21 protein-coding genes and 1 pseudogene are annotated in these 24,049 nt (G+C 67.2%); 13 read left to right on the top strand and 9 right to left on the bottom strand.

The genetic code is table 11. From position 1 onward, the window contains the following. The 10 genes from frc (QFZ47_RS16765) to QFZ47_RS16810 all read left to right on the top strand — a co-directional run bounded on the left by frc (QFZ47_RS16765) (position 1) and on the right by QFZ47_RS16810 (position 10,452). On the top strand, positions 1 to 1,272 hold the full coding sequence (gene frc / locus QFZ47_RS16765; RefSeq protein WP_307656692.1) for a formyl-CoA transferase: 1,272 nt from the start codon (positions 1 to 3) through the stop codon (positions 1,270 to 1,272). Positions 1,273 to 1,342: 70 nt separating this feature from the next. Further along, positions 1,343 to 1,780, top strand: coding sequence for a PAS domain-containing protein (locus tag QFZ47_RS16770; protein WP_307656693.1), 438 nt, complete (start codon positions 1,343 to 1,345; stop codon positions 1,778 to 1,780). Further along, the gene (frc, locus tag QFZ47_RS16775; RefSeq protein ID WP_307656694.1) at positions 1,780 to 3,027 is read left to right on the top strand and encodes a formyl-CoA transferase; all 1,248 of its coding nucleotides are present in this window, start codon (positions 1,780 to 1,782) and stop codon (positions 3,025 to 3,027) included. Before QFZ47_RS16770 ends, frc (QFZ47_RS16775) begins: the two co-directional genes overlap by 1 nt. A gap of 255 nt (positions 3,028 to 3,282) precedes the next feature. Beyond that, a complete protein-coding gene (locus tag QFZ47_RS16780) occupies positions 3,283 to 3,666 on the top strand; it encodes an HAD family hydrolase (protein WP_307656695.1) in 384 nt (127 codons plus the stop codon). 8 nt (positions 3,667 to 3,674) lie between these two features. Beyond that, positions 3,675 to 4,844 carry an ADP-forming succinate--CoA ligase subunit beta gene (gene sucC, locus QFZ47_RS16785; protein WP_307656696.1) on the top strand — a complete coding sequence of 390 codons (1,170 nt, stop codon included), beginning with the start codon at positions 3,675 to 3,677 and terminating at the stop codon, positions 4,842 to 4,844. Between the two features lie 320 nt (positions 4,845 to 5,164). Beyond that, positions 5,165 to 6,064, top strand: coding sequence for a succinate--CoA ligase subunit alpha (gene sucD / locus QFZ47_RS16790; protein ID WP_307656697.1), 900 nt, complete (start codon positions 5,165 to 5,167; stop codon positions 6,062 to 6,064). Positions 6,065 to 6,103: 39 nt separating this feature from the next. Continuing rightward, positions 6,104 to 6,889, top strand: a complete 786-nt coding sequence (locus QFZ47_RS16795) for a fumarylacetoacetate hydrolase family protein (protein WP_307656698.1) — start codon at positions 6,104 to 6,106, stop codon at positions 6,887 to 6,889. A gap of 38 nt (positions 6,890 to 6,927) precedes the next feature. Further along, positions 6,928 to 7,941, top strand: a complete 1,014-nt coding sequence (locus QFZ47_RS16800; RefSeq protein ID WP_307656699.1) for a 2-dehydropantoate 2-reductase — start codon at positions 6,928 to 6,930, stop codon at positions 7,939 to 7,941. Between the two features lie 79 nt (positions 7,942 to 8,020). After that, a complete protein-coding gene (gene pyk / locus QFZ47_RS16805) occupies positions 8,021 to 9,436 on the top strand; it encodes a pyruvate kinase (protein WP_307656700.1) in 1,416 nt (471 codons plus the stop codon). Between the two features lie 68 nt (positions 9,437 to 9,504). Next, positions 9,505 to 10,452, top strand: coding sequence for a LysR family transcriptional regulator (locus QFZ47_RS16810; protein WP_307656701.1), 948 nt, complete (start codon positions 9,505 to 9,507; stop codon positions 10,450 to 10,452). Between the two features lie 42 nt (positions 10,453 to 10,494). Here the strand turns inward: QFZ47_RS16810 and QFZ47_RS16815 are convergent, their stop codons facing one another. Further along, positions 10,495 to 10,659 carry a hypothetical protein gene (locus tag QFZ47_RS16815; protein WP_307656702.1) on the bottom strand — a complete coding sequence of 55 codons (165 nt, stop codon included), beginning with the start codon at positions 10,657 to 10,659 and terminating at the stop codon, positions 10,495 to 10,497. 557 nt (positions 10,660 to 11,216) lie between these two features. Between QFZ47_RS16815 and oxlT the strand changes: the two genes are divergently transcribed. Then, positions 11,217 to 12,500: an oxalate/formate MFS antiporter gene (gene oxlT, locus QFZ47_RS16820; protein WP_370880640.1), complete on the top strand. Its 1,284-nt coding sequence runs from the start codon at positions 11,217 to 11,219 to the stop codon at positions 12,498 to 12,500. A 20-nt stretch (positions 12,501 to 12,520) separates the two neighbouring features. Here oxlT and QFZ47_RS16825 read toward each other — a convergent pair whose 3' ends face one another. Continuing rightward, positions 12,521 to 12,757 carry a hypothetical protein gene (locus tag QFZ47_RS16825; RefSeq protein WP_307656704.1) on the bottom strand — a complete coding sequence of 79 codons (237 nt, stop codon included), beginning with the start codon at positions 12,755 to 12,757 and terminating at the stop codon, positions 12,521 to 12,523. 114 nt (positions 12,758 to 12,871) lie between these two features. Between QFZ47_RS16825 and QFZ47_RS16830 the strand changes: the two genes are divergently transcribed. Next, positions 12,872 to 13,726: a LysR family transcriptional regulator gene (locus tag QFZ47_RS16830; RefSeq protein ID WP_307656705.1), complete on the top strand. Its 855-nt coding sequence runs from the start codon at positions 12,872 to 12,874 to the stop codon at positions 13,724 to 13,726. 3 nt (positions 13,727 to 13,729) lie between these two features. Here QFZ47_RS16830 and QFZ47_RS16835 read toward each other — a convergent pair whose 3' ends face one another. From QFZ47_RS16835 to QFZ47_RS16865, 7 genes and pseudogenes are all read right to left on the bottom strand, one after another. Beyond that, complete coding sequence (locus tag QFZ47_RS16835; protein ID WP_307656706.1) at positions 13,730 to 13,999, bottom strand: hypothetical protein; 270 nt, start codon at positions 13,997 to 13,999, stop codon at positions 13,730 to 13,732. Positions 14,000 to 14,109: 110 nt separating this feature from the next. Beyond that, positions 14,110 to 18,204 (bottom strand): translocation/assembly module TamB domain-containing protein, encoded by a 4,095-nt coding sequence (locus QFZ47_RS16840; RefSeq protein WP_307656707.1) that lies wholly within the window; start codon positions 18,202 to 18,204, stop codon positions 14,110 to 14,112. A gap of 14 nt (positions 18,205 to 18,218) precedes the next feature. Beyond that, positions 18,219 to 20,151 (bottom strand): annotated as a pseudogene (locus QFZ47_RS16845) (autotransporter assembly complex protein TamA). Between the two features lie 73 nt (positions 20,152 to 20,224). Further along, the gene (locus QFZ47_RS16850; protein WP_124960216.1) at positions 20,225 to 21,412 is read right to left on the bottom strand and encodes a vWA domain-containing protein; all 1,188 of its coding nucleotides are present in this window, start codon (positions 21,410 to 21,412) and stop codon (positions 20,225 to 20,227) included. Between the two features lie 24 nt (positions 21,413 to 21,436). Further along, positions 21,437 to 22,033, bottom strand: coding sequence for a GNAT family N-acetyltransferase (locus QFZ47_RS16855; RefSeq protein ID WP_307656708.1), 597 nt, complete (start codon positions 22,031 to 22,033; stop codon positions 21,437 to 21,439). A 24-nt stretch (positions 22,034 to 22,057) separates the two neighbouring features. After that, the gene (locus QFZ47_RS16860; RefSeq protein WP_307656710.1) at positions 22,058 to 22,309 is read right to left on the bottom strand and encodes a hypothetical protein; all 252 of its coding nucleotides are present in this window, start codon (positions 22,307 to 22,309) and stop codon (positions 22,058 to 22,060) included. Continuing rightward, positions 22,306 to 23,160: an AAA family ATPase gene (locus QFZ47_RS16865; RefSeq protein ID WP_307656711.1), complete on the bottom strand. Its 855-nt coding sequence runs from the start codon at positions 23,158 to 23,160 to the stop codon at positions 22,306 to 22,308. The genes QFZ47_RS16860 and QFZ47_RS16865 overlap by 4 nt, the downstream gene beginning before the upstream one ends. A gap of 162 nt (positions 23,161 to 23,322) precedes the next feature. On the opposite strand from QFZ47_RS16865, the gene QFZ47_RS16870 reads away from it, so the two are divergent. After that, on the top strand, positions 23,323 to 24,015 hold the full coding sequence (locus tag QFZ47_RS16870) for a c-type cytochrome (RefSeq protein ID WP_307656712.1): 693 nt from the start codon (positions 23,323 to 23,325) through the stop codon (positions 24,013 to 24,015). The last annotated feature ends 34 nt before the right edge of the window (positions 24,016 to 24,049 follow it).

Consider the following 24,049-nt stretch of genomic DNA (forward strand, 5'->3'; position numbering starts at 1 on the left):
ATGAGCAACAAACCCCTCAACGGCATCAAGATCATCGACTTCACGCACGTGCAAGCCGGTCCGGCCTGCACCCAGATGCTGGCCTGGTTCGGCGCCGACGTGATCAAGGTCGAGCGCCCCGGCGCCGGCGACGTCACCCGCAGCCAGCTGCGCGACATTCCGAACGTCGACGCGCTGTACTTCACCATGCTCAACAGCAACAAGCGCTCGATCACGCTGGACACGAAGAAGCCCGAAGGCAAGGCCGTGCTCGAAAAGATGATCCGCGAATCCGACGTGCTGGTCGAGAACTTCGGCCCCGGCGCACTGGACCGCATGGGCTTCACCTGGGCGCGCATCCAGGAACTGAACCCCAAGATGATCGTCGCCTCGGTCAAGGGCTTCAGCGACGGCCACCACTACGAGGACCTGAAGGTCTACGAGAACGTGGCGCAGTGCGCCGGCGGCGCCGCCTCCACCACCGGCTGGTGGAAGGGCGAGAACTCCGCCCCGACGATCTCGGCGGCCGCGCTGGGCGACTCCAACACCGGCATGCACCTGGCCATCGGCATCCTGACGGCCATCATCGGCCGCCAGCAGACCGGCAAGGGCCAGAGGGTGGCCTGCTCGATGCAGGACGCCGTGCTCAACCTGTGCCGCGTGAAGATGCGTGACCAGCAGCGCCTGGACAGCGTGGGCTACCTGGAGGAATACCCCCAGTACCCGCACGAAATGGAGGCCTTCAAGGACAAGGTGGTGCCGCGCGGCGGCAATGCGGGCGGTGGTGGCCAGCCGGGCTGGATCCTGAAGTGCAAGGGTTGGCAGACCGACCCCAATGCCTACATCTACTTCACGGTGCAGGGCCATGCCTGGGACCCGATCTGCGACGCGCTCGGCAAGCCCGAGTGGAAGACCGATCCGGACTACATGACCCCCAAGGCGCGCCAGCCGCACATCGACCAGATCTTCGCCACCATCGAGGACTTCATCAAGGACAAGACCAAGTTCGAAGCGGTGGACATCTTCCGCAAGCACGACATTCCCTGTGCCCCGGTGCTGTCGATGAAGGAACTGCTGCACGACGAGTCGCTGCGCAAGAGCGGCTCCATCGTCGAAGTGCCGCACAAGGAGCGCGGCAGCTACTGGACCATCGGCAGCCCGATCAAGTTCTCGGACCTCAAGCCGGAGGTCACCGCCTCGCCGCTGCTGGGCGAGCACACCGACGAGGTGCTGGCGGAACTGGGCTATACCAAGCAACAGATCGACAACCTGAAAGAAGCAAAAGCCGTGTAGCGGCTCCCCGGCGTCGCCCGTTCGAAGGCGGGCGATGCCGGGAAATCGACATGAAGCGCCAGAGGTAAACATGCAAGCGAACGTTGATTTCAAGCAGCTCGTCGAAGGCGCCGGCGACGCGATCATGGTGTGCGATGCGCAAGGGGCGATCACGCTCTGGAACCGCGCGGCCGAGCGCATCTTCGGCTTCACCGAAGCCGAGGCGCTGGGCCAGTCGCTCGACATGATCATTCCCCAGCGGCAGCGCCAGCGGCACTGGGACGGTTATCAGAAGACCATGGAAACCGGCATCACCAAGTACGGTGCCGACCTGCTGCGCGTGCCGGCGCTGCACAAGGACGGGCACACGCTGTCGATCGCCTTCACGGTGTCGATGCTGTTCTCGCAGAGTCGTGAAGTCACGGGCATCGTCGCCATCGTGCGCGACGAAACCGTCCGTTTCGCCGAAGAGCGTAAATTGCGCGCTCGTCTGCAAGAAGCAGAGGCCACGATCAAAGGAGACAGCTGATGAGCAAGGCACTTGAGGGCGTTCGCATTCTCGATTTCACCCATGTGCAGTCCGGCCCCACCTGCACCCAGCTGCTGGCGTGGTTCGGCGCCGACGTGATCAAGGTGGAGCGCGCCGGCGAAGGCGACGCAACGCGCGGCCAGCTGCGCGACATTCCCGGCGTGGACAGCCTCTACTTCACGATGCTGAACCACAACAAGCGCTCGATCACGCTCGACACCAAGAAACCCAGGGGCAAGAAGGTGCTCGACTCGCTGATCAAGACCTGCGACGTGCTGGTGGAGAACTTCGCGCCCGGCGCGCTCGACCGCATGGGCATCACCTGGGCTCACATCCAGGAACTCAACCCGCGCATGATCGTGGCGTCGGTCAAGGGCTTCGGCCCCGGCAAGTACGAGGACTGCAAGGTGTACGAGAACGTGGCCCAGTGCGCCGGCGGCGCGGCCTCGACCACCGGTTTCGACGACGGCCCCCCGGTCGTCACGGGCGCGCAGATCGGCGACAGCGGCACCGGCCTGCACCTGGCGCTGGGCATCGTGGCGGCGCTCTACCAGCGCAACAGCACGGGCCGCGGCCAGCAGGTGCTCGCGCCCATGCAGGACGCGGTGCTCAACCTGTGCCGCGTGAAGATGCGCGACCAGCAGCGGCTCGAGCGCACCGGCACCATGCACGAATACCCGCAGTACCCCGACGGCAAGTTCGGCGATGCGGTGCCGCGCGCGGGCAATGCCTCGGGCGGCGGCCAGCCGGGCTCGATCCTCAAGTGCAAGGGCTGGGAGACCGATCCCAACGCCTACATCTACTTCATCACGCAAGGGGCGGTGTGGCCCGCGGTGTGCAAGGTCATCGGCGAGGAAGGCTGGATCACCGACGAGGCCTACGCCACGCCGGCCGCACGATTGCTGCACCTGAAGCCGATCTTCGCGCGCATCGAGCAATGGACCATGACCAAGACCAAGTTCGAGGCCATGGACATCCTCAACCAGTACGACATTCCGTGCGGGCCGATTCTCTCGATGAAGGAAATCGCCGCCGACCCGTCGCTGCGCGAGACCGGCACCATCGTCGAGGTCGACCACCCGACGCGCGGCAAGTACCTGACGGTGGGCAACCCCATCAAGATGTCCGACAGCCCGACCGAGGTCACGCGATCGCCGCTGCTGGGCGAGCACACCGACGAGGTGCTGATGCAACTGGGCTACACCGCCAGCGACGTGGCGGCGCTGCGCGCCGAGGGCGTCATATGACCACCCCCGAAGCGGCTCACTTCGTGTAGCCGCCTCCCCCGCGAGGGGGCAACACCGGTGGCCCGGCGGAGCCGGTTCCACGGTGTTCCTGGTATGGGGTCGGGGGGCGTTTGGGCGGTGCGGTAATAGAACGGAGTGCGGGAGTGCAATGCCTGCAAAAGGAAAATTGCGGCCTTTTATGTATAACTTATCGTGAATGCATTTAATAAAATAGTTTAACTATTATTTATCGATCATCGAATCTACATTTTGATCATGCCGATCCGCAAACCATTTGACGCCCGGCATTCAATTTCTAGGAGAAATTTCATGATCGATGATTTGCCCGCTCAATACTGGAGCAGCGAAACCGAACGCAATGCCTACAACGCGGCGTTCTATGAATTGGGATTCCGCTGGCACTGGGACCGCGAAGTCTATTGCCAGCTGCTGCGCGAAAGCCAGGATGGCGTCGAGCGGGTTTGCCAATACCTGAACACCCATCAGCCGCATCTTCTGCGTGCCTACGACGCCAAATTCCTGGCCGAGGTGATCGAGCAGAAGAAGGAAGAGCATCAAAAGCGCGAACTCGATGCCGGCGTCCTGAGAAGGCGCTATTTCAACTGGGCCGAAACCCGCGGCGCCGAACTCGGCGCCTGAAAGCCGCCATGAATATCCACGAATACCAGGGCAAGGACGTATTGCGCAAATACGGCGTTCCCACGCCGCGTGGATATGCATGCTTTTCGCCCGACGAAGCGGCCGATGCCGCCGCGCGGCTCGGCGGCCGGGCCTGGGTGGTCAAGGCGCAGATCCATGCCGGCGGCCGCGGCAAGGCCGGCGGCGTGCGGCTGGCATGGTCGGCGGCCGAAGTGCGGCGCCATGCTGACGAACTGCTCGGCATGACCCTGCGAACGCACCAGACGGGCCCGCAAGGCCGGCTGGTGAGACGGCTGCTGGTGGAGGAGAGCGTCGAGATCGAAAAGGAGTTCTACCTCGGCATGGCGGTCGACCGCGAATCGCGCCGCGTGGCCTTGATGGCCTCGAGCGAAGGCGGCATGGACATCGAGGACGTCGCGGCGCGCACGCCGGAAAAAATCCGCAAGCTGTTCATCGACCCCGCCACGGGCGTGAAGGCGGCCGAGGCGGACGGCCTGGCGCGCGACATCGGCTTCTCGGGCAAGCTGCTGCCGCAGGTGCGCACGCTGGTGCAGAACCTCTACCAGGCCTTCGACGCATCTGACGCATCGCTGGCCGAGATCAACCCGCTGGGCCTCACGCGCGACGGCCGCGTGATGGCGCTGGACGCCAAGTTCAACTTCGATCCGAACGCGCTGTTCCGCCAGCCCGAGATCGCAGCGATGCGCGATCTCGACGAGGAAGACCCGGCCGAGGTCGAGGCGTCGAAGTTCGATCTTTCCTACATTGCGCTCGACGGCGACATCGGTTGCCTGGTGAACGGCGCGGGCCTTGCGATGGCCACGATGGACGCGATCAAGCTCTACGGCGGATCGCCCGCCAATTTTCTCGACGTGGGCGGCGGCGCCACGGCCGAGAAGGTGGCGGAGGCCTTCAAGCTGATGCTGCGCAACCCGAACCTGCGGGCGATTCTGGTCAACATCTTCGGCGGCATCATGAAGTGCGACGTGATCGCACGCGGCGTGATTGCCGCCGCGCGCGAGGTCCAACTGGCTGTGCCGCTGGTGGTGCGCATGAAGGGCACCAACGAGAGCCTCGGCAAGACCATCCTCGGGCAGTCGGGCCTTCGGATCATCAGTGCGGACGACATGGCGGATGCGGCGGGGCTGGTCGTGGCTGCGGCGCGGCGGGGGGCCTAGGACTATGGAACTCTGCTTTTCCGTTCGTCGCTTCTTGGGGCATTCAGGGCGCAATCCCGCCGACGGGGTGCTCTGCTCCGCGAATGTCCCCCGGCCTGCGGCCTCCTCCTTGATTTCGCTGCGCAAGGCACCCCATCGACGTGATCGTTGGTCAGAGCGGGGGGTGATCACCCGGCACGACAGCCGCGCCTCTTGTGCACAGGGCACCGGGTGCTCCCCGCAGCGAAATAAAGGAGGAGGCGAAGCCGGGGGACATTCGCGGAGGGGAGTACCCGGTGCCCTGTGCACGCGCCCCGAACAAGAACAACAGCGAGGCTGAAATGTCGATCCTCATCAACAAGCACACCCGCGTCATCACCCAGGGCATCACGGGCAAGACCGGCCAGTTCCACACCGCCATGTGCCGCGATTACGCCAACGGCCAGAAGTGCTTCGTCGCCGGCGTGAACCCCCGGAAGGCAGGCAAGTCCTTCGACGGCATTCCGGTGTTCGGCACTGTGAAAGAAGCCAAGGCCGAGACCGGCGCCACCGTGTCGGTCATCTACGTGCCGCCGCCCTTCGCGGCCGCGGCAATCGACGAGGCGGTGGACGCGGGGCTTGAGCTTGTCGTGTGCATCACCGAAGGCATTCCGGTGCGCGACATGATCCGCACCCGGCACCGCATGGAGGGCAGCAAGACCCTGCTGCTCGGCCCCAATTGCCCGGGCCTCATCACGCCCGACGAAATCAAGATCGGCATCATGCCCGGTCACATCCACCAGAAGGGCCGCATCGGTGTCGTGTCGCGCTCCGGCACGCTGACCTACGAGGCCGCGAGCCAGCTCGCGAGCTTCGGCATCGGGCAGTCGACCGTGGTCGGCATCGGCGGCGATCCGGTGGGCGGGCTGCGGCACATCGACGTGCTGAAGATGTTCAACGACGACCCGCGCACCGACGCCGTGATCATGGTCGGCGAGATCGGCGGCAGCGACGAGGAAGTCTGCGCGCGCTGGATCAGCGAGCACATGCGAAAGCCCGTGGTCGGCTTCATTGCCGGTGCTAGCGCGCCGCCGGGCAAGCGCATGGGCCACGCGGGCGCCATCGTCTCGGGCGGCAGGGGAACGGCGCAGCAAAAGCTGGCCGTGATGAAGGAGTGCGGCATTCACGTGACGCACAACCCGGCCGAGATGGGAAAGCTGCTCGCGTCACTCGTGATCCCCGACTACCTGCCCTTCGACTGAACACAGAACCACTCCAACAGCAACCAAGGAAGGCGAGACATGCAGCAGCAACAGCAACAACAGCAACGGTGGGTCCGTTTCGAACACGGCGGCGAAACGGGCTTCGGCACGCTCGAGGGCGACGCCGTGCACGAGCACCGCGGCAACATGTTCGACCGCCCCGAGCCGACCGGCCGCGTGTTCGTGCTCTCCGGCGTGCGGCTGCTCACGCCCACCGAGCCGACCAAGGTCATCGCGCTGTGGAACAACTTCCATGCGCTCGGCGAGAAGCTGAAACTGCCGGTGCCGGCCGAGCCGCTGTACCTGCTGAAGGCGCCCAACTCCTACCTCGCGCCCGGCGCGGCCATCCGCAAGCCGCTGTGCGATGGCAAGGTGGTGTTCGAGGGCGAGCTCGGCATCGTCATCGGCAAGGCATGCACGGCCGTATCCGAGGCGGATGCGCTCGCCCATGTGTTCGGCTACACCTGCGCCAACGACGTGACCGTGGCCGACATCCTGAACCGCGACGCCTCGTTCGCCCAGTGGGTGCGCGCCAAGGGCTTCGACACCTTCTGCCCGATGGGCCCGGTGGTGGCCACCGGCCTCGACCCCGCCACGCTCACCGTCACCACGCGGCTCGACGGCGAAGTGCGGCAGAACTACCCGATCAGCGACATGCGCTTTTCGGTGCAGCAACTCGTGAGCCTGATCTCCCGGGACATGACCCTGCACCCCGGCGACGTGATCCTGTGCGGCACCTCCATCGGCGTCGGCTCGATGAAGCCCGGCAGCCTGGTCGAAGTGGAGATCGGCGGCATCGGCAGGCTCGGCAACCGCTTCGGCTGAACCGGCCGCGCAAAGAATCAACAACCTTGGGGATCGACATGAAGATAGCAGTCATCGGAGCGGGCGCCATCGGCGGCCTGGTGGGCGCGAAGCTCGCCCTGGCCGGCGAGGACGTGACGTTCATCGTGCGCGGGAAGAATCTCGACGCCATCGCCACCAACGGCTTCAAGCTCATCGGGGCCGACGGCACGGAACAGGTCGCGCGCAACGTGAAGGCCACCGACCGCTACGACCAGGCCGGGCCGCAGGACATCGTGATCCTTGCGATGAAGGCGCACCAGGTCGAGGCGGTGGCGAACGACGTGCCCCGGCTCTTCGGGCCCGAGACCGTGGTGGTGACCATGCAGAACGGCATCCCGTTCTGGTACTTCCACAAGCACGGCGGCGCACTGGCGGGCACGCCCGTGCGCAGCGTCGACCCGACCGGCCTGGTGGCCGCGAAGATCCCGGCCGAGCGCGTCATCGGCTGCGTGGTGTATCCCGCCTCCGAGCTCACGGCGCCCGGCGTGGTGAAGCACATCGAAGGCGACCGCTTTCCGGTCGGCGAGCTCGACGGCGCGTCGAGCGAGCGCGTGAACCGCGTGGCGGCCTGCCTGGGCGCGGCCGGCTTCAAGGCGCCGGTGCTCGACAACATCCGCGCCGAGATCTGGCTCAAGCTCTGGGGCAACCTGACCTTCAACCCGATCAGCAGCCTGTCGCACTCCACGCTGGTCGACATCTGCCAGTACCCGCCCTCGCGCGAGCTGGCCGCCGCGATGATGCGCGAGGCGCAGGCGGTGGCGCACAAGCTGGGCATCGAGTTCCGCGTGACGCTCGACAAGCGCATTGCGGGTGCCGAAAAGGTCGGCAAGCACAAGACCTCGATGCTGCAGGACGTGGAAGCCGGACGTGCGCCGGAGATCGATGCACTGGTGGGCGCCGTGGTCGAACTGGCCCGGCTCACCGACACGCCAACACCGCACATCGACACCGTGTATTCGCTCGTCAAGCTGCTGGCGCGTACGATGGAAGAACAGCGCGGCCGGGTTTGCCTTCACGAGATGGCGGGCTAGCGCCACCCATGCGACGAATTCTTTGCGCCGAGGGTGCGCCGGTCGTGCGCTGTGATCGATCGATGAAATGGAACCGATGATGCGACGTACACGCAGCGCGAAAATTGTTGCCACGCTGGGCCCGGCCACCACCGACGAGCCGGCCATTCGAGCGCTGTTCGAGCGCGGCGTGGACGTGTTCAGGCTCAACTTCAGCCATGGCACGCAGCATGACCATGCGCGCCGCCTCGACACCATCCGGCGGCTCGAGAAGGAGTTCGGCCGACCGATCGGCGTGCTGCTCGACCTGCAGGGGCCGAAGCTGCGGCTGGGCACCTTCGAAGGCGGCCGCGCGCAGCTCGATGCGGGGTCGCAATTTCGCCTCGACATGGACGCCACCAGCGGCAATGCGCGCCGCGCGCCGCTGCTGCACCCGGAGATCTTCGCGGCGCTGCAGGTGGGCACCGACCTGCTGCTCGACGACGGCAAGCTGCGGCTGCGCGTGGACAGCTACGGCGCCGACTTTGCCGAGACCACGGTGCTGGTTGGCGGGCCGATCTCCGACCGCAAGGGCGTCAACGTGCCGAGCGTGGTGCTGCCGATCTCGCCGCTGACACCCAAGGACCTCGACGACCTGGCCTGCGGCCTGGCCATGGGCGTGGACTGGGTGGCGCTGTCCTTCGTGCAGCGGCCCGAGGACATCGAGGAGGCGCGCGCCATCATCGGCACGCGCGCATGGATCATGGCCAAGCTCGAGAAGCCCGCGGCCATCGACCACCTGGACGCGATCGTCGACCTGTGCGACGGCGTCATGGTGGCGCGCGGCGACCTCGGCGTGGAGCTGCCGCCCGAGCGCGTGCCCGAGCTGCAGCGCCTCATCGTGCGTGCCTGCCGCAAGCGCGGCAAGCCGGTGGTGGTGGCCACGCAGATGCTCGAATCGATGATTGCCGCACCCGTGCCCACGCGCGCCGAGGTGTCCGACGTTGCAACCGCCATCTACGACGGCGTGGACGCGGTGATGCTGTCGGCCGAATCCGCCTCCGGCAAGTATCCGCTGGAGGCCGTGAGCATGATGGAGCGCATCATCTCGCGCGTGGAGGCCGATGCGTCCTACCGCATCGGCATCGACGCCACGCACGAAGCGTCGCTGTCGACCACGGCCGATGCGGTGTGCGCGTCGATGCGCCAGGTGGCTGCGCTGCTGGCGCCTGCCGCCACCGTCACCTACACCTCGTCGGGCTTCACCAGCCTGCGCGCCGCGCGCGAGCGGCCGGCCGTGCCCATCATCAGCCTCACGCCCGATGTCGCCACTGCCCGCCGCATGGCGATGGTGTGGGGCGTGCATGCGGTGCTGGTCGACGACGTGCACGATGTGGCCGAGATGATCGAGTGCGCCTGCCGCAACGCGTGCACCGAAGGCTTCGCGAGCGCCGGCAATGACGTGGTGGTTGTCGCCGGCCTGCCGTTCGGGCTTTCGGGAACGACCAACCTGCTGCACGTCGCGCGCATACCCTAGACCCTTCCTGGGAGCGGCCTCGGGCGCAGTACGATGCCCGCTCGATTGCAGCAGCCATCCTTTCCCGAATGAAGCACGCGACCCTGCGCCAGTTGAAAGTGTTCGAGGCGGTCGCGCGGTTGCTGAGCTTCTCGCGCGCGGCGGAAGAGCTTCACCTGACGCAGCCGGCCGTTTCCACGCAGGTGCGCAAGCTCGAAGAGCATGCGGGCAATGCGCTGTTCGAGCAGTTCGGCAAGAAGATCTACCTGACGCCCGCGGGCACCGAACTGCTGCAGATCAGCCGCGCCATCATCCAGCAGTTCGAGGCGGCCGAGAACGCGATGCTGCAGTTCAACGGCGTCTCGGGCGGCAAGCTCAACGTGGGCGTGATCAGCGCGGGCGACTATTTCTTTCCGCGCCTCTTGGTGGAGTTTGCGAGCCGGCATCGCGGCGTGACGCTGAACTTCACCGTGCACAACCGCGAAGGGCTCATGACCCACATCGCGGAGAACCTCACCGACCTGGCGATCATGGTGCGCCCGCCGACCGACCTGGATACCGTCAACCAGCCGTTCGCGCCGCATCCCTACGTGATCGTTGCCGCGCCCGGCCATCCGCTGGTGGGCGTGCCGCGCATCCCGCTGGCGCGGCTCATGCGCGAACCCTTCGTGGTGCGCGAGAAGGCCTCGGACACCTGGCATTCGATGGAGGAGGGCTTTGGCGGCGACCTGCGCGGCATCAACATCGCGATGGAGATCCGCAGCACCGAGACCATCAAGCAGGCGGTGATCGCGGGCATGGGCGTGAGCTTCGTGTCGGCCCACACCATCAGCCAGGAGATGCGCGCCGGCAGCCTGCGCGTGCTCGATGTGCAGGGCTTTCCGTTGATGCTCAACTGGTACGTGGTGCATCGCCGCAGCAAGCGGCTGCCGCCGGTGGCGCAGGCCTTCAAGGACTTTCTGCTGGCCGATGGGGCGGCGCTCATCTCGCAGATCGTGCCGTTCGAAGGCCCCAATGAAAAAGAGCGCGGCGAGTAACTCGCGCGCGCTCTTTGTAGAGAGTGAATCCGGTGCGGCGGCTCAACGCTGCACGGCCGCCGGACGGCGCTGCATCAGCGCGGCGCGTGCGGCCTTGTAGAAGATCACGATGGGCATGGCGGCGAACAGCTCGCGCATGGCGTCGTTGGCGGTCGACGACGAGGAGGGGGCGCGCAGGGCGCTGGAATTCAGGGTGGTGTGGCTCATGGGGACTCCAGGAAGATTGAATCGAAAAGACCGAAGGGATTACCCTTGATTTTAGGGTTTACCCTAGACGAGCGCAAACGCCATTTTTGCGTTTCTTGACCCAGGTCAATTTTTTCGGCCGCAGACGGGTATTCGCATTGCGCCGGCTGCTGGAGCACTTCGCGCGGGATGCGAGCGGCGCGCATCGCGCATCGCATGCAGCGCAATGCGCGCACGCATCGCCGTGCATTTCGAGCGGCCTCGACACACGCGAAGTGCGCGCGCGCGTGTCGAGGCCTCGCGCTAGGGATACCACGGGGGTTCCGCGAGCGCGCGATTCGTGCGAACTTGACTGCGGTCAAGAGTTTTTGAGCCGCTCGGTCCGACATTCATTCACGCGCAGAAACCGGTGATCCCAACGCCGTTCAGCGATGTCAAAAGAAGCCTCGTCGCCTGTCGATGCGCATCGACCGCTCGACTGATTGCTCCGTATACGAAGCCTGTCGGATTTCAACGAAAACACTTAGGACAACTCCATGACTCGGCCCACCTCCACGCTCGCAGGTTCCAGCCCCGCGATGTACCCCCCGCCCGAAACCTATGGCGCCACCGCGACCCGATCCGAGGCGTTTCGATGGGGACAGTTGCTGATCGGCATCGTCTGCATGGCGATGATCGCCAACCTGCAGTACGGATGGACGCTCTTCGTCAATCCGATTGCCGAGAAGCACGGCTGGAGCCGCGCCGCGATCCAGGTGGCGTTCACCATCTTCGTGCTCACTGAAACGTGGCTGGTGCCCATCGAGGGCTACCTGGTCGACCGCTTCGGTCCGCGTCCCGTGGTGCTGGTGGGCGGCGTGCTGTGCGGGCTCGGCTGGGTGATCAACTCGGTGGCCGACACGCTGCCGCTGCTGTACATCGCAGCGGCCGTCGGCGGCATCGGCGCAGGGGCGGTCTACGGCACTTGCGTGGGCAACGCGCTCAAGTGGTTCCCCGACCGGCGCGGGCTTGCCGCGGGCATGACCGCCGCGGGCTTCGGCGCCGGCTCGGCCCTCACGATCATCCCGATCTCCGCGATGATCAAGTCGAGCGGCTATGAATCGGCGTTCCTGTATTTTGGGATCGGGCAGGGACTCATCGTGTTCCTGCTCGCATGGATGCTGGCCCGCGCGCCCAGCCACTCCAAGGCATCGAACAGCCGCAACGTGCAGCAGGCGGGCCGCGACTACGCGCCCTCCGAGGTGCTGCGCTCGCCCGTGTTCTGGGTGATGTACGCGATGTTCGTGATGGTGGCCGCGGGCGGGCTCATGGCCACGGCCCAGCTCGCGCCGATTGCGCAGGACTTCAAGATCATGGACGTGCCGGTCAACATCATGGGCCTGGTGCTGCCCGCGCTGACCTTCGCGCTCGCGATCGACCGCGTGCTCAACGGGCTCACGCGGCCCTTCTTCGGCTGGGTGTCGGACAAGATCGGGCGCGAGCAGACGATGTTCATTGCGTTCGCGCTCGAGTCGGTGGGCATCCTGATGCTCTATCACTACGGCCACAACCCGATCCTCTTCGTGGTGCTCACCGGCATCGTGTTCTTTGCCTGGGGCGAGATCTACAGCCTCTTTCCTTCGACCTGCGCCGACACCTTCGGCTCCAAGTACGCGGCATCCAATGCCGGCATGCTCTACACCGCCAAGGGCACGGCCTCGCTGCTGGTGCCGCTGTCCAGCGTGCTTGCGGCCGCCACCGGCAGCTGGCAGGCCGTGTTCATTGCCGCCAGCGTGGTCAATGCGGCTGCGGCGCTGATGGCGTGGTTCGTGCTGCGCCCGATGCGGCGCAAGCACATCGAGCAGAGCCGGCTTTCCTCGTAGTTCGCAACAGGCCACCACGTTCAGCGAAGGCCGATGCGCGAGGCGCGCGAGCGCAGCAGCTCGGCCTGCGCCGGATCGGTGGACTCGATGTCGTCGGCCGCAACTTGCAGCGCACGCATCTGCTCCACCTCGCCGATGATCCTGTTCGGGCTCAGCAGGGCTTCGGCGAGCATCAGGGTTTCGTCGACGAGCGCCTTGAACGCGTCAAGAAAACCTTCGGCTGCGCCGGCATGGAACGGTTCGCGAAGAGTGGGCATCGATCAACTCCTGGTTGCTTTGGATGCCTTCATCTTGGGCCTGCGTTCGCATCAAGTAAAACGATATTAATTGCCAGTTGAATGCAAAATTAATGCATTCAAACTGGACGCGGCATGGACATCAACCTGGCCCGGACTTTCCTCGAGATCGTGGACACGCGCAGCTTCCAGCGCGCCGCAGAGCGGCTGCACGTCACGCAGACCTCGGTGAGCGCGCGCGTGCGAACGCTCGAAGAACTGCTGGGCCGGCCGCTCTTCGTCCGCAACAAGGCGGGTGCGGTGCTCACCGCGGCCGGCGAGCAGTTCCTGCCGCACGCCACCACGCTGGTGCAGGTGTGGGAGCGCGCCCGCCACCAGGTCGCTGTGCCCAGCGGAAGCCGCGCGGTGCTTGCCATTGGATGCGAGATCAGCCTGTGGGATCCGCTGCTGCTGCAATGGCTGCTGTGGATGCGCACGGCCGCGCCGCAGCTGGCCCTTCGCACCGAGGTCGGCTTTCCGCACGACCTGCTCGACAAGGTGGCTGCGGGCGTGCTCGACATTGCCATTGCCTACGCGCCGCAGCAGCGGCCCGGCCTGCGCGTGGAACTGCTCATCGAGGAGAAGCTGGTCATGGTCACGACCGCGCAGCGCCCGCGCGTGCCGCGGCCGGCGGACTATGTGTATGTGGACTGGGGGCCGGAGTTCGCGGCGCAGCATGGCCTTGCGTTTCCCGAGCTCTCCAATGCCGCGGTGAGTGCCGGGCTGGGGCCGCTCGGCCGCGAGTATCTGCTGGCCGCGGGCGGCACCGGCTACTTTCGGCTCGACGTGGTGCGCAGCCACCTCGAATCGGGCCGGCTGCGCCGCGTGCCCGGCACGCCGGAATTTCTTTACCCGGCCTATGCGGTGTATGCGGTGGGGGCGGACGCCGCCATCGTGGACCCTGCGCTCGCGGGCCTGCGGCAGGTGGTCAAGGCCAAGCCGGCCGATTAGGTTTCAGATTGCCAGCGTGTGCCTCGCACGCTCCACACGCTCTTCGTGCGACTGGAGCCGCGACTCGTAATAAAGGCACAGCGGCATGGCAACGAACACCATGCCGGCCACGTAGATGATCAGGCTCATCAGCGGAAAGTCATCGCCGCCCCAGTAGGGAACGGATGCCACCGCGGCGCCGATGGCGATGACCGCCATCACGCACTGGAGCGCGTGGCGCAGGAACGTGGTTCGCGAGTAGCCCGGTGGGTCGTACTTCTGACGGTCCAGCATGGAACACTCGCCCTTGTCTCCATCTTCGTGCATCGTCATTCCTTGTTAGAAGGGCGTTAACGATTTTTAACCCTGCGGATTTCCGCGGTCAAGGCGGCAGACCCGGAGCTTCAGTCGTACTTGAGCGTGTAGATCAGGTCGAGCCCGCTGGTCTGGCCGGCCTGCCCGCGCAGCGTGAGGCGCTGCGTCAGGTCGTAGAAGATGAAGATGGTGCCGAAGGTGCCGCCCAGGCTGCGTTCGTAGGTGAGATAGAAATCCTTCGACAGCCGCTTGCCGAGCGTGACGGCCGACTCGCGCAGGTCGCCGCCGCTGCCGGGGCCCTTGAAGCCGAGTTCGTCGAGGCCGAAGCGGCTGGCCAGGCTGCCGCCGCTCGTGCCCTTGCTGACATGGCCGATCAATGCCAGCGCCGCCTGCTGCAGCAGCGCCGATTCGCCGCCGCTGGTGGCCGAGGCGCGGCCGAGCACCACCCACGAGAGCGTCTCCGCATCGGACAGTGCGGGCTCGGAATAGAGCTTCACGCGCGGCGACTGCGCGGTGCCCGTGATCTGCACGCCGGCGCGCTGCGAGATGTTGGGCCGGATGGCCAGGATGTCGAGCGCGGGATTGTCGAAGGGGCCGTTGAAGCGGGCCACGCCGGTTTCCACGTCGAGCTGCTGGCCGTAGGCGCGGTACTGGCCCTTCACGGTCTTCACTTCGCCGGTGATGCGCGGCGGCGCGCCCAGGCGCGTGCTGCGGATCTCCAGGTCGCCCTCGAGCCGCGTGGTGATGCCGCGCCCCTGCACTGCGAAGTCGTCGCCCAGGCCGAAGTTCACCACGATGTCGGGCGGCTTCGCGGTCTGCGGCTTGGCGGCCTGCGCCTCGTTGCGCTCGGCATCGCGCCGCGCCTGCTCGGCCATTTCGCGGTCCTTGGCGGCGGAGCGCACCACCACGTCGGTGCCGAGGCTCGGCGCGGTCTCGTCGGGCAGGATGATCACCGCGCGGTCGGTCCTGAGCTTGCCGCGCACGTTGAACTGGCCGCTGTCGAGCCGTGCCTGCAGGTTGCCCGAGAGCGTGAGCTGCCGGTCGGTGCGAACCAGCACGCGCAGCGCGCGCAGGTCGGCCTGCAGCGCCATGCGGATGCCCGTGCCCGATGCACCCGCCGCGCCCCAGGACATGTCGCCGCGCGCCGAGAGCGAGCCGCCGTCGCTCGCGGCCTGGCTGGCCGCGGTGCTGCGGTTGCCGCTCTGGCCCCCGATGCGCACCGTGCTGCCGGTGCCGCCCTTGAGCGCGAATTCGGTGATCTCGATGCGCTCTCCGGTGAGCGTGGCGCGCAGGCGGCCGTCGCGCAGATCGAGCCCTTCGACCGGCGCGCGCAGCGCGAGCTTGTCGGCGCCCAGCGTGCCGTTCCAGCGCGGCGCCGCGCGGTTGCCCGAGAGCGCGGCGTTTGCATCCAGCGTGCCCGCCACGCGCCAGCCGGGCGGCGCGAGCATCGACCACACGCCGAGGTTCGGCAGCGTGGCCTTGATGTTGCCGGCCAGCGGCGCATCGGGCGCCCATTGCCAGCCGCCCGCGCGCTGCTGCATGCGCGTGTCGAGCTCGGCGTTGATCTTGCCCGCGCGTTCGCTGTCCCAGGCCAGCGTGGCGCGCACCGCCTCGCCTTGGGCGTCGAGGCGCAGTTCGGCCTGGCGCAGGCCAGCCGGCGTGCTGGGCGCGGCCGTTCCCTGCGCGGTGGCGGAGTTCATCGTGCGCTCGCTCGCCGTGCCGGTGCCGCGGCTCGTGATGCGCGTGACCAGCGCGGCCTCGCCCGCCTGCACGCGGATGTCGCCGCTCTGGCGCGCGAGCCGCGCATGGGCACGCAGGGTGTCGCCGGCGTCGATGTCCCAGTCGCCGTCGAACATGAGGTCGCCGCTCACGCCGATCTCGTTGAAGGTGGCGCTGGCGCCGAAGGCTTCGGCCCAGGCCATCGGCAGGCCCTGCAGCTTGCCTTGCGACTGCACGCGAAAGGCCTGGTTGGGCGCCACGCCGCTTCGGGTGAAGCGCAGCGGCTGCCACTCGATGCGCACCGTGCCGGGCGCCGGTCCACGCAGCGTGGCAGCGGCGGCCGAGGCTTCGAGGTCGAGGCGGCTGGTGCTGCCGCTCCCGCTGGTCTTGAGGGTGGCGGCGACCTCGCGGCCGAGCTCCAGTGTCCAGGGCGCGCTGGCGGTGGCGGGCCGCGCGCTGTCCTGGGCCTGCAGGTGCAGGCGGGCGAGCGCCGCGCGCCACTGGTTGGTGCCCGCAAGGCCGCCGCTGGCGCGTGCGTCGAGCGTGAGCTTCTGCGTGCCGGTGGCGGCTTCGCCCTGCAGCGCGAGCGTGGCCTGGGCCAGGCTGCCGGCCAGGTCTGCGCGCAGGTCTTTCAGCTGGACCGTGGTGGCCGCGGCATTGCCGTTGCCATTGCCATTGGCAGCCGGCATGCGCAGCTCCAGGCGCGGCACGCCCAGCGTGGCCTTGAGGCTGGGTTCCACGGCGCCGCGCTGGGCCGGCGCTCCGGGGTTCTCGAGCCGGCGCTGGATGGTCTGCCAGCCGCCCTGCCAGCTGCCGTCGAGCCGCGCGGAGCCCTTGGCGGTCTTGCCCGCGAACAGCTTCGACAGCTCGGGCAGGCCTTCGATCCAGCGCTGCACGGCTTCGGCATCGTCGATGCGTGCCTTGATGTCGCCACGCCCTTGGGCCGGCGCGATGCGGCCTTCGAACTGCGCGCCGCCGCCCGGCAGTGCCAGGTCGAGCTTGCCGCTCGCGGCCTGCTCGGCCACGCGCACCTGGAGCTTGCCTTCGATGCTGGCGCGCTCGGCTTCGACACGCAGCGTGCGCAGGTCCAGCACCTGGTTTTTCCACTGGCCCTGCGCGAGCACGCGGTCGAGGCCGAAGCCGGGCATGGCCGCGCTGCCGGCGCCGCCCTCGGCCCGCAGCGCCAGTTCGAAGCCGATGGTGTCTTCGCGCTGCTGCGCCGTGGCCGTGCCGCTGATCGGCGCGCCCGACAGCTCGCTGTGCAGCAGGCCGGGCCGCACGCCGCGCACGGTGGCGCGCGCCTGCCACGGCGCGGGCGCGGGGCTCCAGCGGCCTTCGGCCTCGATGCGCCCGCCGCCCGCGCGCAGCGTGGCTTCGGGCACGGTCCAGCTGGTGCCGTCGAAGCCCACGCGCGCCTCGACCTGTTCGAGCGGCAGCGCGCCCTTGTCCCAGGGCCCCGGCAGCGCGTTGCGGATGCTGGCCGAGGCCTGCCAGGCGGCCGGGCCGGTGGCCGTGTCGGGCTGCAGCTCGACCGTGCCGGTCAGGCGGGTGCGCGGCGCGCCGGGCCAGAGGCTGGCCGCGTCGACGTTGCGCAGATCGGCCTTGGCATCGATGACCGGCTGCGGCAGCCAGGGTGCGATGTTCGCCTGCAGCCTGGCTTCCATGGGGGCCTCGGCATCGGGCTCGGCCGGCTTCAGCTCGGCAGCCACCTGCAGCCGCGCCTCGGTGCCCGCGAGCTTGCCCTTGATGGCGGCTTGGGCCAGCACCTCGATGCTGCGGCCTTCGGCCAGCGGTGCCTTCACGCGGCCGTCCAGCGCGGCGTCGAGCGCCATGGGCGCCGGCCCTTGCAGCTTCACACGCGCGCTGTAGTGGCCGTCGGCAATGTCGACGCCCTTGACCTCCAGTTGGTGCTCCGCGCCGGTGTAGCGGTAGCTGCCCTTGAGCTGGTGGGCCTGGAGCGCTGGCGGGCCGGCCCAGCGCAGCTCGTCGATGCGGAACGGCAGCTCGACCTCGATCGGCAGCGCGAGCTGTTCGAGCGGCTCGGTGGGCGTGTCGCTCGGCGGGCCGCGGCGCTCGATCAGCAGCCGCGCCGCATGCACCTCGCCAAGCTGCAGCTTGCGTTGGAACAGCGGCGCCAGCTGCCAGCCGACGCTTGCTTCTTGCACCTCGACCGCCAGTTTCTCGCTTTGCCAGCGCAGCCAGCCGATGCGTCCGCCCGTGCGCAGCGAGCCCGTGACTTCGCGGCTTTCGAGCGTCTGGCCGGCCGGCAGGTAGCGCGCGGCCTTGGCGATCGCGAAGGCCAGCGATTGGTTGGAGCCGATCCACCACCACGCGCCCGCGCCGATCACGAGCACCAGCGCGAGCAGGCCCGCTGCCGTCCAGCCCAGCGCACGCAGCGCGCGCCGCGTGCGCGAGCGGCGTGCGCGCACAGGAGGCTTGGGCTGGGGTTCGGCGTCGGTCTGCATCGATGGGTGAGCGGTCAGAAAGTGAAGCCGAGGCGAAAGTGCAGGCGGAACTTGCGCGTGTCCACGCCATAGGCAAGGTCGGCCTGCACCGGCCCGACCGGGCTGCGCCAGCGCGCGCCCACGCCCACGCCGACCTTCGGCTTGAGCTCGCCGGGCTTGTCGGCCACGGCGCCGGCGTCGACGAACACCACGCTCTCCCATTCGGTGAGCTTGTCCTTGTAGACGAAGGGCCGCTGCCATTCGAGGCTGACGACGCCGAGGTAGCGGCCCGCCACGATCTGGCCGTCGCTGCGCACGGTGCCGATCTGGCGGTAGCTGTAGCCGCGCACGGTGGTGTCGCCGCCGGTCAGGAACATCAGCGTGGAGGGGATCTGCGCGCTGTCCTTGGCGGCCACCGCGCCGGCTTCGGCGCGCAGCTGGAGCCGGCTGCGGCGCGCCAGCGTGGCGGCGTCGCGGCCTTCGGCGAAGCCCAGCGGCAGCACGGCGAGCCAGCGCGCATAGGTGCGCGTGAAGGGCAGGCGCTCGCCGGTCAGCGTGTAGCCGGCGCCAAGCTCGAGCGCCAGGCCGAAGCCGCGCGTGGGCGCGGCGTTGTCGTCGAAATAGCGGCCGGTCCAGCCCCAGTTGGCGGTCACGGCGGAGGCCGAGGGCGGGGCGTTGGTGCCGCGGTTCTGCGCGTAGTCGTACTGCAGGAAGTAGCTGCGGTCGATGTGGCCGCTCGACTTGCTGCGCCCGCCGCGCAGGCGTCCGCTGTCGACCACGTAGCTGCCGGAGGTTTCGCTCTTGAGCCCGGCGCCCGAGAACCATCGCCATCCGCGGTCATCGGGAATGGCGTTCCACTCGGTGCTCAGCGACTTGATGTCGCGGTCGACCGACAGGCGCGACACGGCGCGCCAGCCGAGCAGCGGCAGCCGGTTGTGGATGTGGTCCACCGACAGCCGCGGGCCGTTGTCGGTGGTGAAGCCGGCGCCCAGCACCACCTTCTGCATCGGGGCTTCGCGCAGCTGCGCGATCACGGGGGCTGCCAGCGGCGTGCCGCTTTCGGTGTCGAGCGTGAGGAACACCGAGTCGTAGTAGCCGCTGCTGGCCAGGCGCTGCTGGGCGTCGAGCAGCTTTTGTTGATCGTAGTCGGCGCCGGTGGGAAGCTGCGCGATGCGGCGTGCGCCGTCGGCGTCGTAGCGCTCGGTGCCGCGCAGCACAAGGGGGCCGAAACGGTAGGCCGGGCCCGACTGGTAGGTGACGCTGAGCCGGGCCTCCTGCCGGTCGGCATCGACCTCGGCCCGGCTCACCTCGATGCTGCCGGTGGGAAAGCGCTTCGCGATGAGACCGCGCAAGGCGATGGTCTTGGCGTTGTCCCAGCCCTGCTGCGTGAAAGGCTGGCCCCGCGCGCAGCGCCCAAGCGGTGCGGATCGAATCGCGCTGGGCCTCGGCCGTAGGGTCGTTGGCAATTGCGCCGCCGTAGCTGATCTGCACGTTGCTCACGCGGGTGAGCTCGCCCGGCGCCACCGTGATGACGATCTCGCGCGGCGCCTTGGTGCTGGCCGGCGTCTCGTTGAGCTCCAGCGTCAGCGTGGGCGTGAAGTAGCCCAGCGTGCCGAGCAGTTCGCGCGCATTGCCTTCGGCCGCCACCATGAGCCGCGAAATCTCGGTGGCGCCCAGGTCGTCGAGCGTGCGGTAGCGCTGGATGTCCAGGTGCAGCGCGAGGTATTCGCGCACCGTGTCGGGCCCGCGGACGTCGACGGTGAAGGCATCGCGCCGCGGTGCGCTCTTGTCGCCGTCCTTCCCGCCCTCGTCGGCCGCCGCATCACCGCTGCGTACCAGCGCCGGGGTGGCCGTGTCCGCGGCGGTTTCCTTTTTCGGCAGCAGGCTGCATCCCTGCAAAAGCAGGACGCCGCAAAAAAGCAAGGCCGGCCACCATGCCGGCGCAATGACTGAAACCACCCTGAGCATGGGCGGATTTTGACAGCAAGGCGCGCCGGCTCCGGAAAGCATCCGGAAACAGGACCGGCCCCCGCACGCCGCCTTACTTCGAAAGCATTCGCATCGCTTCTTCGAGGCCCCGTAGCGTGAGCGGGTACATGCGGTTGGACATGAGCTGCTGCATCACCGCGATGCTCTGGCGGTACTGCCACACGCCCTGCGGCTCGGGGTTGATCCAGGCGAACTTCGGAAAGGTGTGCGTGAGGCGCTGGATCCACTCGGCGCCCGCCTCCTCGTTGTTGTACTCGACGCTGCCGCCAGGCTGCAGGATCTCGTAGGGGCTCATGGTCGCATCGCCGACGAAGATGAGCTTGTAGTCCTTGTTGTACTTGCGCAGGATGTCCCAGGTCGCGAACTTCTCGGAGAAGCGGCGCTTGTTGTTCTTCCACATGAAGTCGTAGACGCAGTTGTGGAAGTAGAAGAACTCCAGGTGCTTGAACTCGGTCTTCACGGCCGAGAACAGTTCCTCGACGCGCTGGATGTGTTCGTCCATGGTGCCGCCCACGTCCATCAGCAGCAGCACCTTGACGTTGTTGTGGCGCTCGGGCCGCATCTTGATGTCGAGGTAGCCCGCATTGGCCGCGGTGGAGTGGATGGTGTCGTCCAGGTCCAGCTCTTCCTCGTGGCCCTCGCGCGCGAACTTGCGCAGGCGGCGCAGCGCCACCTTGATGTTGCGCGTGCCGAGTTCCTGGCTGTCGTCGTAGTCCTTGTAGGCGCGCTGGTCCCACACCTTCACGGCGCTCTTGTTCTTGCCCGCGCCGCCGATGCGCACGCCCTGCGGGTTGTAGCCGCCGTGGCCGAAGGGCGAGGTGCCCCCGGTGCCGATCCACTTGCTGCCGCCCTCGTGGCGCTCCTTCTGCTCCTCGAAGCGCTTCTTGAGCGTTTCCATGAGCTCGTCCCAGCCCATCTTCTCGATCTTGGCCTTTTCCTCGGCCGTGAACTCGCGCTCCAGCGTCTTGCGCAGCCAGTCGAGCGGCACTTCCTTGGTGAAGTCGGCCAGCATCTCCACGCCCTTGAAGTAGGCGGCAAAGGCGCGGTCGAACTTGTCGTAGTGCTTCTCGTCCTTGACCAGCGCGGTGCGCGAGAGGTAGTAGAAGTCGTCCAGGCCGAAGGCGCCGTCGGAGTTGGGTCCCACCACGTCGGCCTGCAGCGCCTCGAGCAGCGTGAGGTATTCCTTGACCGAGACCGGCAGCTTGGCCGAGCGCAGCGTGTAGAAGAAATCGATCAGCATGGCGGGCTTTCCTTGAACTTCTCTTCAGCTTCGCGGCTTGTCGAGCAGATAGAGCAGATGGGCCTTCACCTCGGGCCACTCGCCCGAGCGCAGGCTGTACATGACGGTGTCGCGGATGGTGCCGTCGCGGCGCATGGCATGGCCGCGAATCACGCCGTCTTTCTTCGCGCCGAGCCGCTCGATGGCCTGCTGCGAAGCGAAGTTGAAATTGTCGGTGCGCCAGCCCACCACGTTGCAGCCGAGGGTATCGAAGGCGTGCGTCAGCATGAGCAGCTTGCAGGTGGTGTTGACGTGGGTGCGCTGGCAGCGCCGGGCATACCAGGTGTAGCCGATCTCCACGCGCTTCACGGCCGGCAGGATGTCGTGAAAGCTCGTGCTGCCGAGCACGGTGCCGGTGGCGGCCTCGGTCACGGCAAACGCAAAGCGGTGGCCGGCTTCGCGGCCCTGCAAGGCGGTTTCGATGTAGGCGCGGGTTTCGTGCGGCTCGGGCACCGAGGTGACGCGCAGCTTCCAGAGCTCGCCGTCGGCCGCGGCGGCGCGCAGGCCCTCTTCATGGCCGAGCGACAGCGGCACCAGGGCCAGGTCGCGGGCCTTCAGCGTGACAGGTTCGACGAACGCCATCTCAATTCCCTCAGCGATTGTTTTTCAGCCTCTGGGCTTGCCGTACTTGCGGTCGTACCAGGCACGCGCCAGCTGCACCCCGCCGCCACCGCCCACGCCGATCAGCACAATGCCGAAGATCTCGCGGTTGCCCCAGCCGTTGGGGCCGAAGGCATCCAGCCCCAGCTGGAGCCCGATCCAGCGGCCGAGCAGCGCACCCGCCACGAACAGCACGGCCTGGGCCACGCCCAGCTTGAGCAGCTGGCCGACGGGATGCGGCGCTTGCGGCTGGCTCATCGGTTGTTGCGCTGCATGAAGACGAGCTTCTCGAACAGTGTGACGTCCTGTTCGTTCTTGAGCAGCGCGCCCACCAGCGGCGGCACGGCCACCTTGTCGTCCTTGCTCTGCAGGGCTTCGAGCGGAATGTCCTCGGCCAGCAGCAGCTTGAGCCAGTCGAGCAGCTCGGAGGTGGAAGGCTTCTTCTTGAGGCCGGGGAGGTTGCGCACGTCGTAGAAGGTCTTCATCGCGGCCGTGAGCAGCTCCTGCTTGAGGCCGGGGAAGTGCACCGCCACGATGCTCTTCATCGTTTCGGCATCGGGGAACTTGATGTAGTGGAAGAAGCAGCGGCGCAGGAAGGCATCGGGCAGTTCCTTCTCGTTGTTGGAGGTGATGAACACCACCGGCCGGTGCCTGGCGCGGACGAGTTCGCGCGTTTCGTAGCAGTAGAACTCCATGCGGTCGATCTCGCGCAGCAGGTCGTTCGGGAATTCGATGTCGGCCTTGTCGATCTCGTCGATGAGCAGCGCCACCGGCTGGTCGGCCGTGAAGGCCTGCCAGAGCACGCCCTTGACGATGTAGTTCTGGATGTCCTTGACGCGCTCGCCGCCGTCCACGTCCTTGAGCTGCGAGTCGCGCAGGCGGCTCACGGCGTCGTACTCATAGAGGCCCTGCTGCGCCTTGGTGGTCGACTTGATGTGCCATTGCAGCAGCGGCAGGCCGAGCGATTGCGCCACTTCCTCCGCCAGCATCGTCTTGCCCGTGCCGGGCTCGCCCTTGACGAGCAGCGGGCGCTTGAGCGTGATGGCGGCGTTGACGGCCAGCATCAGGTCCTGAGTGGCAACGTAGTTGTCTGAGCCCTTGAATTTCATGAGTGAACGCGAGCAAGGTGGAGAAAGCGGGGTGGAGAAAAGAACACACTCGATTCGCTTCGCGCAGCCACTTGGGCGGCTTGAAGGGGTTCCCGGGGGACCCTTGCATATAATCGAATGTTGATTCGAAAAACTGTATCTCCACGAGATTGTGCGCGCAAAATGAACAAGTTGTTGACCACGATGTTTGCCTTCGCTGTCGCTTGCGTGACGGTCTCGGCGCAAGCCCAGCAAGTCACGGGCAATGCCCAGGAGGGCGCCAAGAAGGTCGCCATGTGCGTGGGCTGCCACGGCATCGTCGGCTACCAGGCCAGCTTCCCGGAGATCCACAAGGTGCCGATGATTGCCGGCCAGAGCGCCAGCTACATCACCTCGGCCCTCACCGCCTACGAGGGCGGCGACCGCAAGCACCCCACCATGCGCGCGATTGCCGACACCCTGAAGGAGCAGGACATCGCCGACCTGGCCGCCTACTACAGCCAGCTGGGCCTGAAGGAAGGCGACGCACCCCCGGCCGCGCTCGCCAAGCCCATGCCCGAGAACGTGCTGGCCCTGGTCTCGCGCGACAAGGACAACAGCTGCACCAAGTGCCACGGCGCCAACTTCAACACGCCCAACGATGGCACGGTGCCCAAGCTGGCCGGCCAGCATGCCGACTACCTGTTCGTGGCGCTCAAGTCGTACCGCGTCAAGAACAACCTGCACCTGGGCCGTTCGAATGCGGTGATGGCGCAGCAGGTCGAGCCCAAGAAGTTCACCAACGCCGAACTGAAAACGCTCGCCAGCTACATCAGCTCGCTGCCCGGCGACCTCAAGACGGTGCCGGAGTCGCGCATCCACCGCGCCGCGCAATAAGCAGACGCCGCGGCCGACCGGCCCCATGAAGAAA

The organism is Variovorax paradoxus (assembly GCF_030815975.1).
In the GTDB taxonomy this organism is placed as follows: domain Bacteria; phylum Pseudomonadota; class Gammaproteobacteria; order Burkholderiales; family Burkholderiaceae_C; genus Variovorax; species Variovorax paradoxus_N.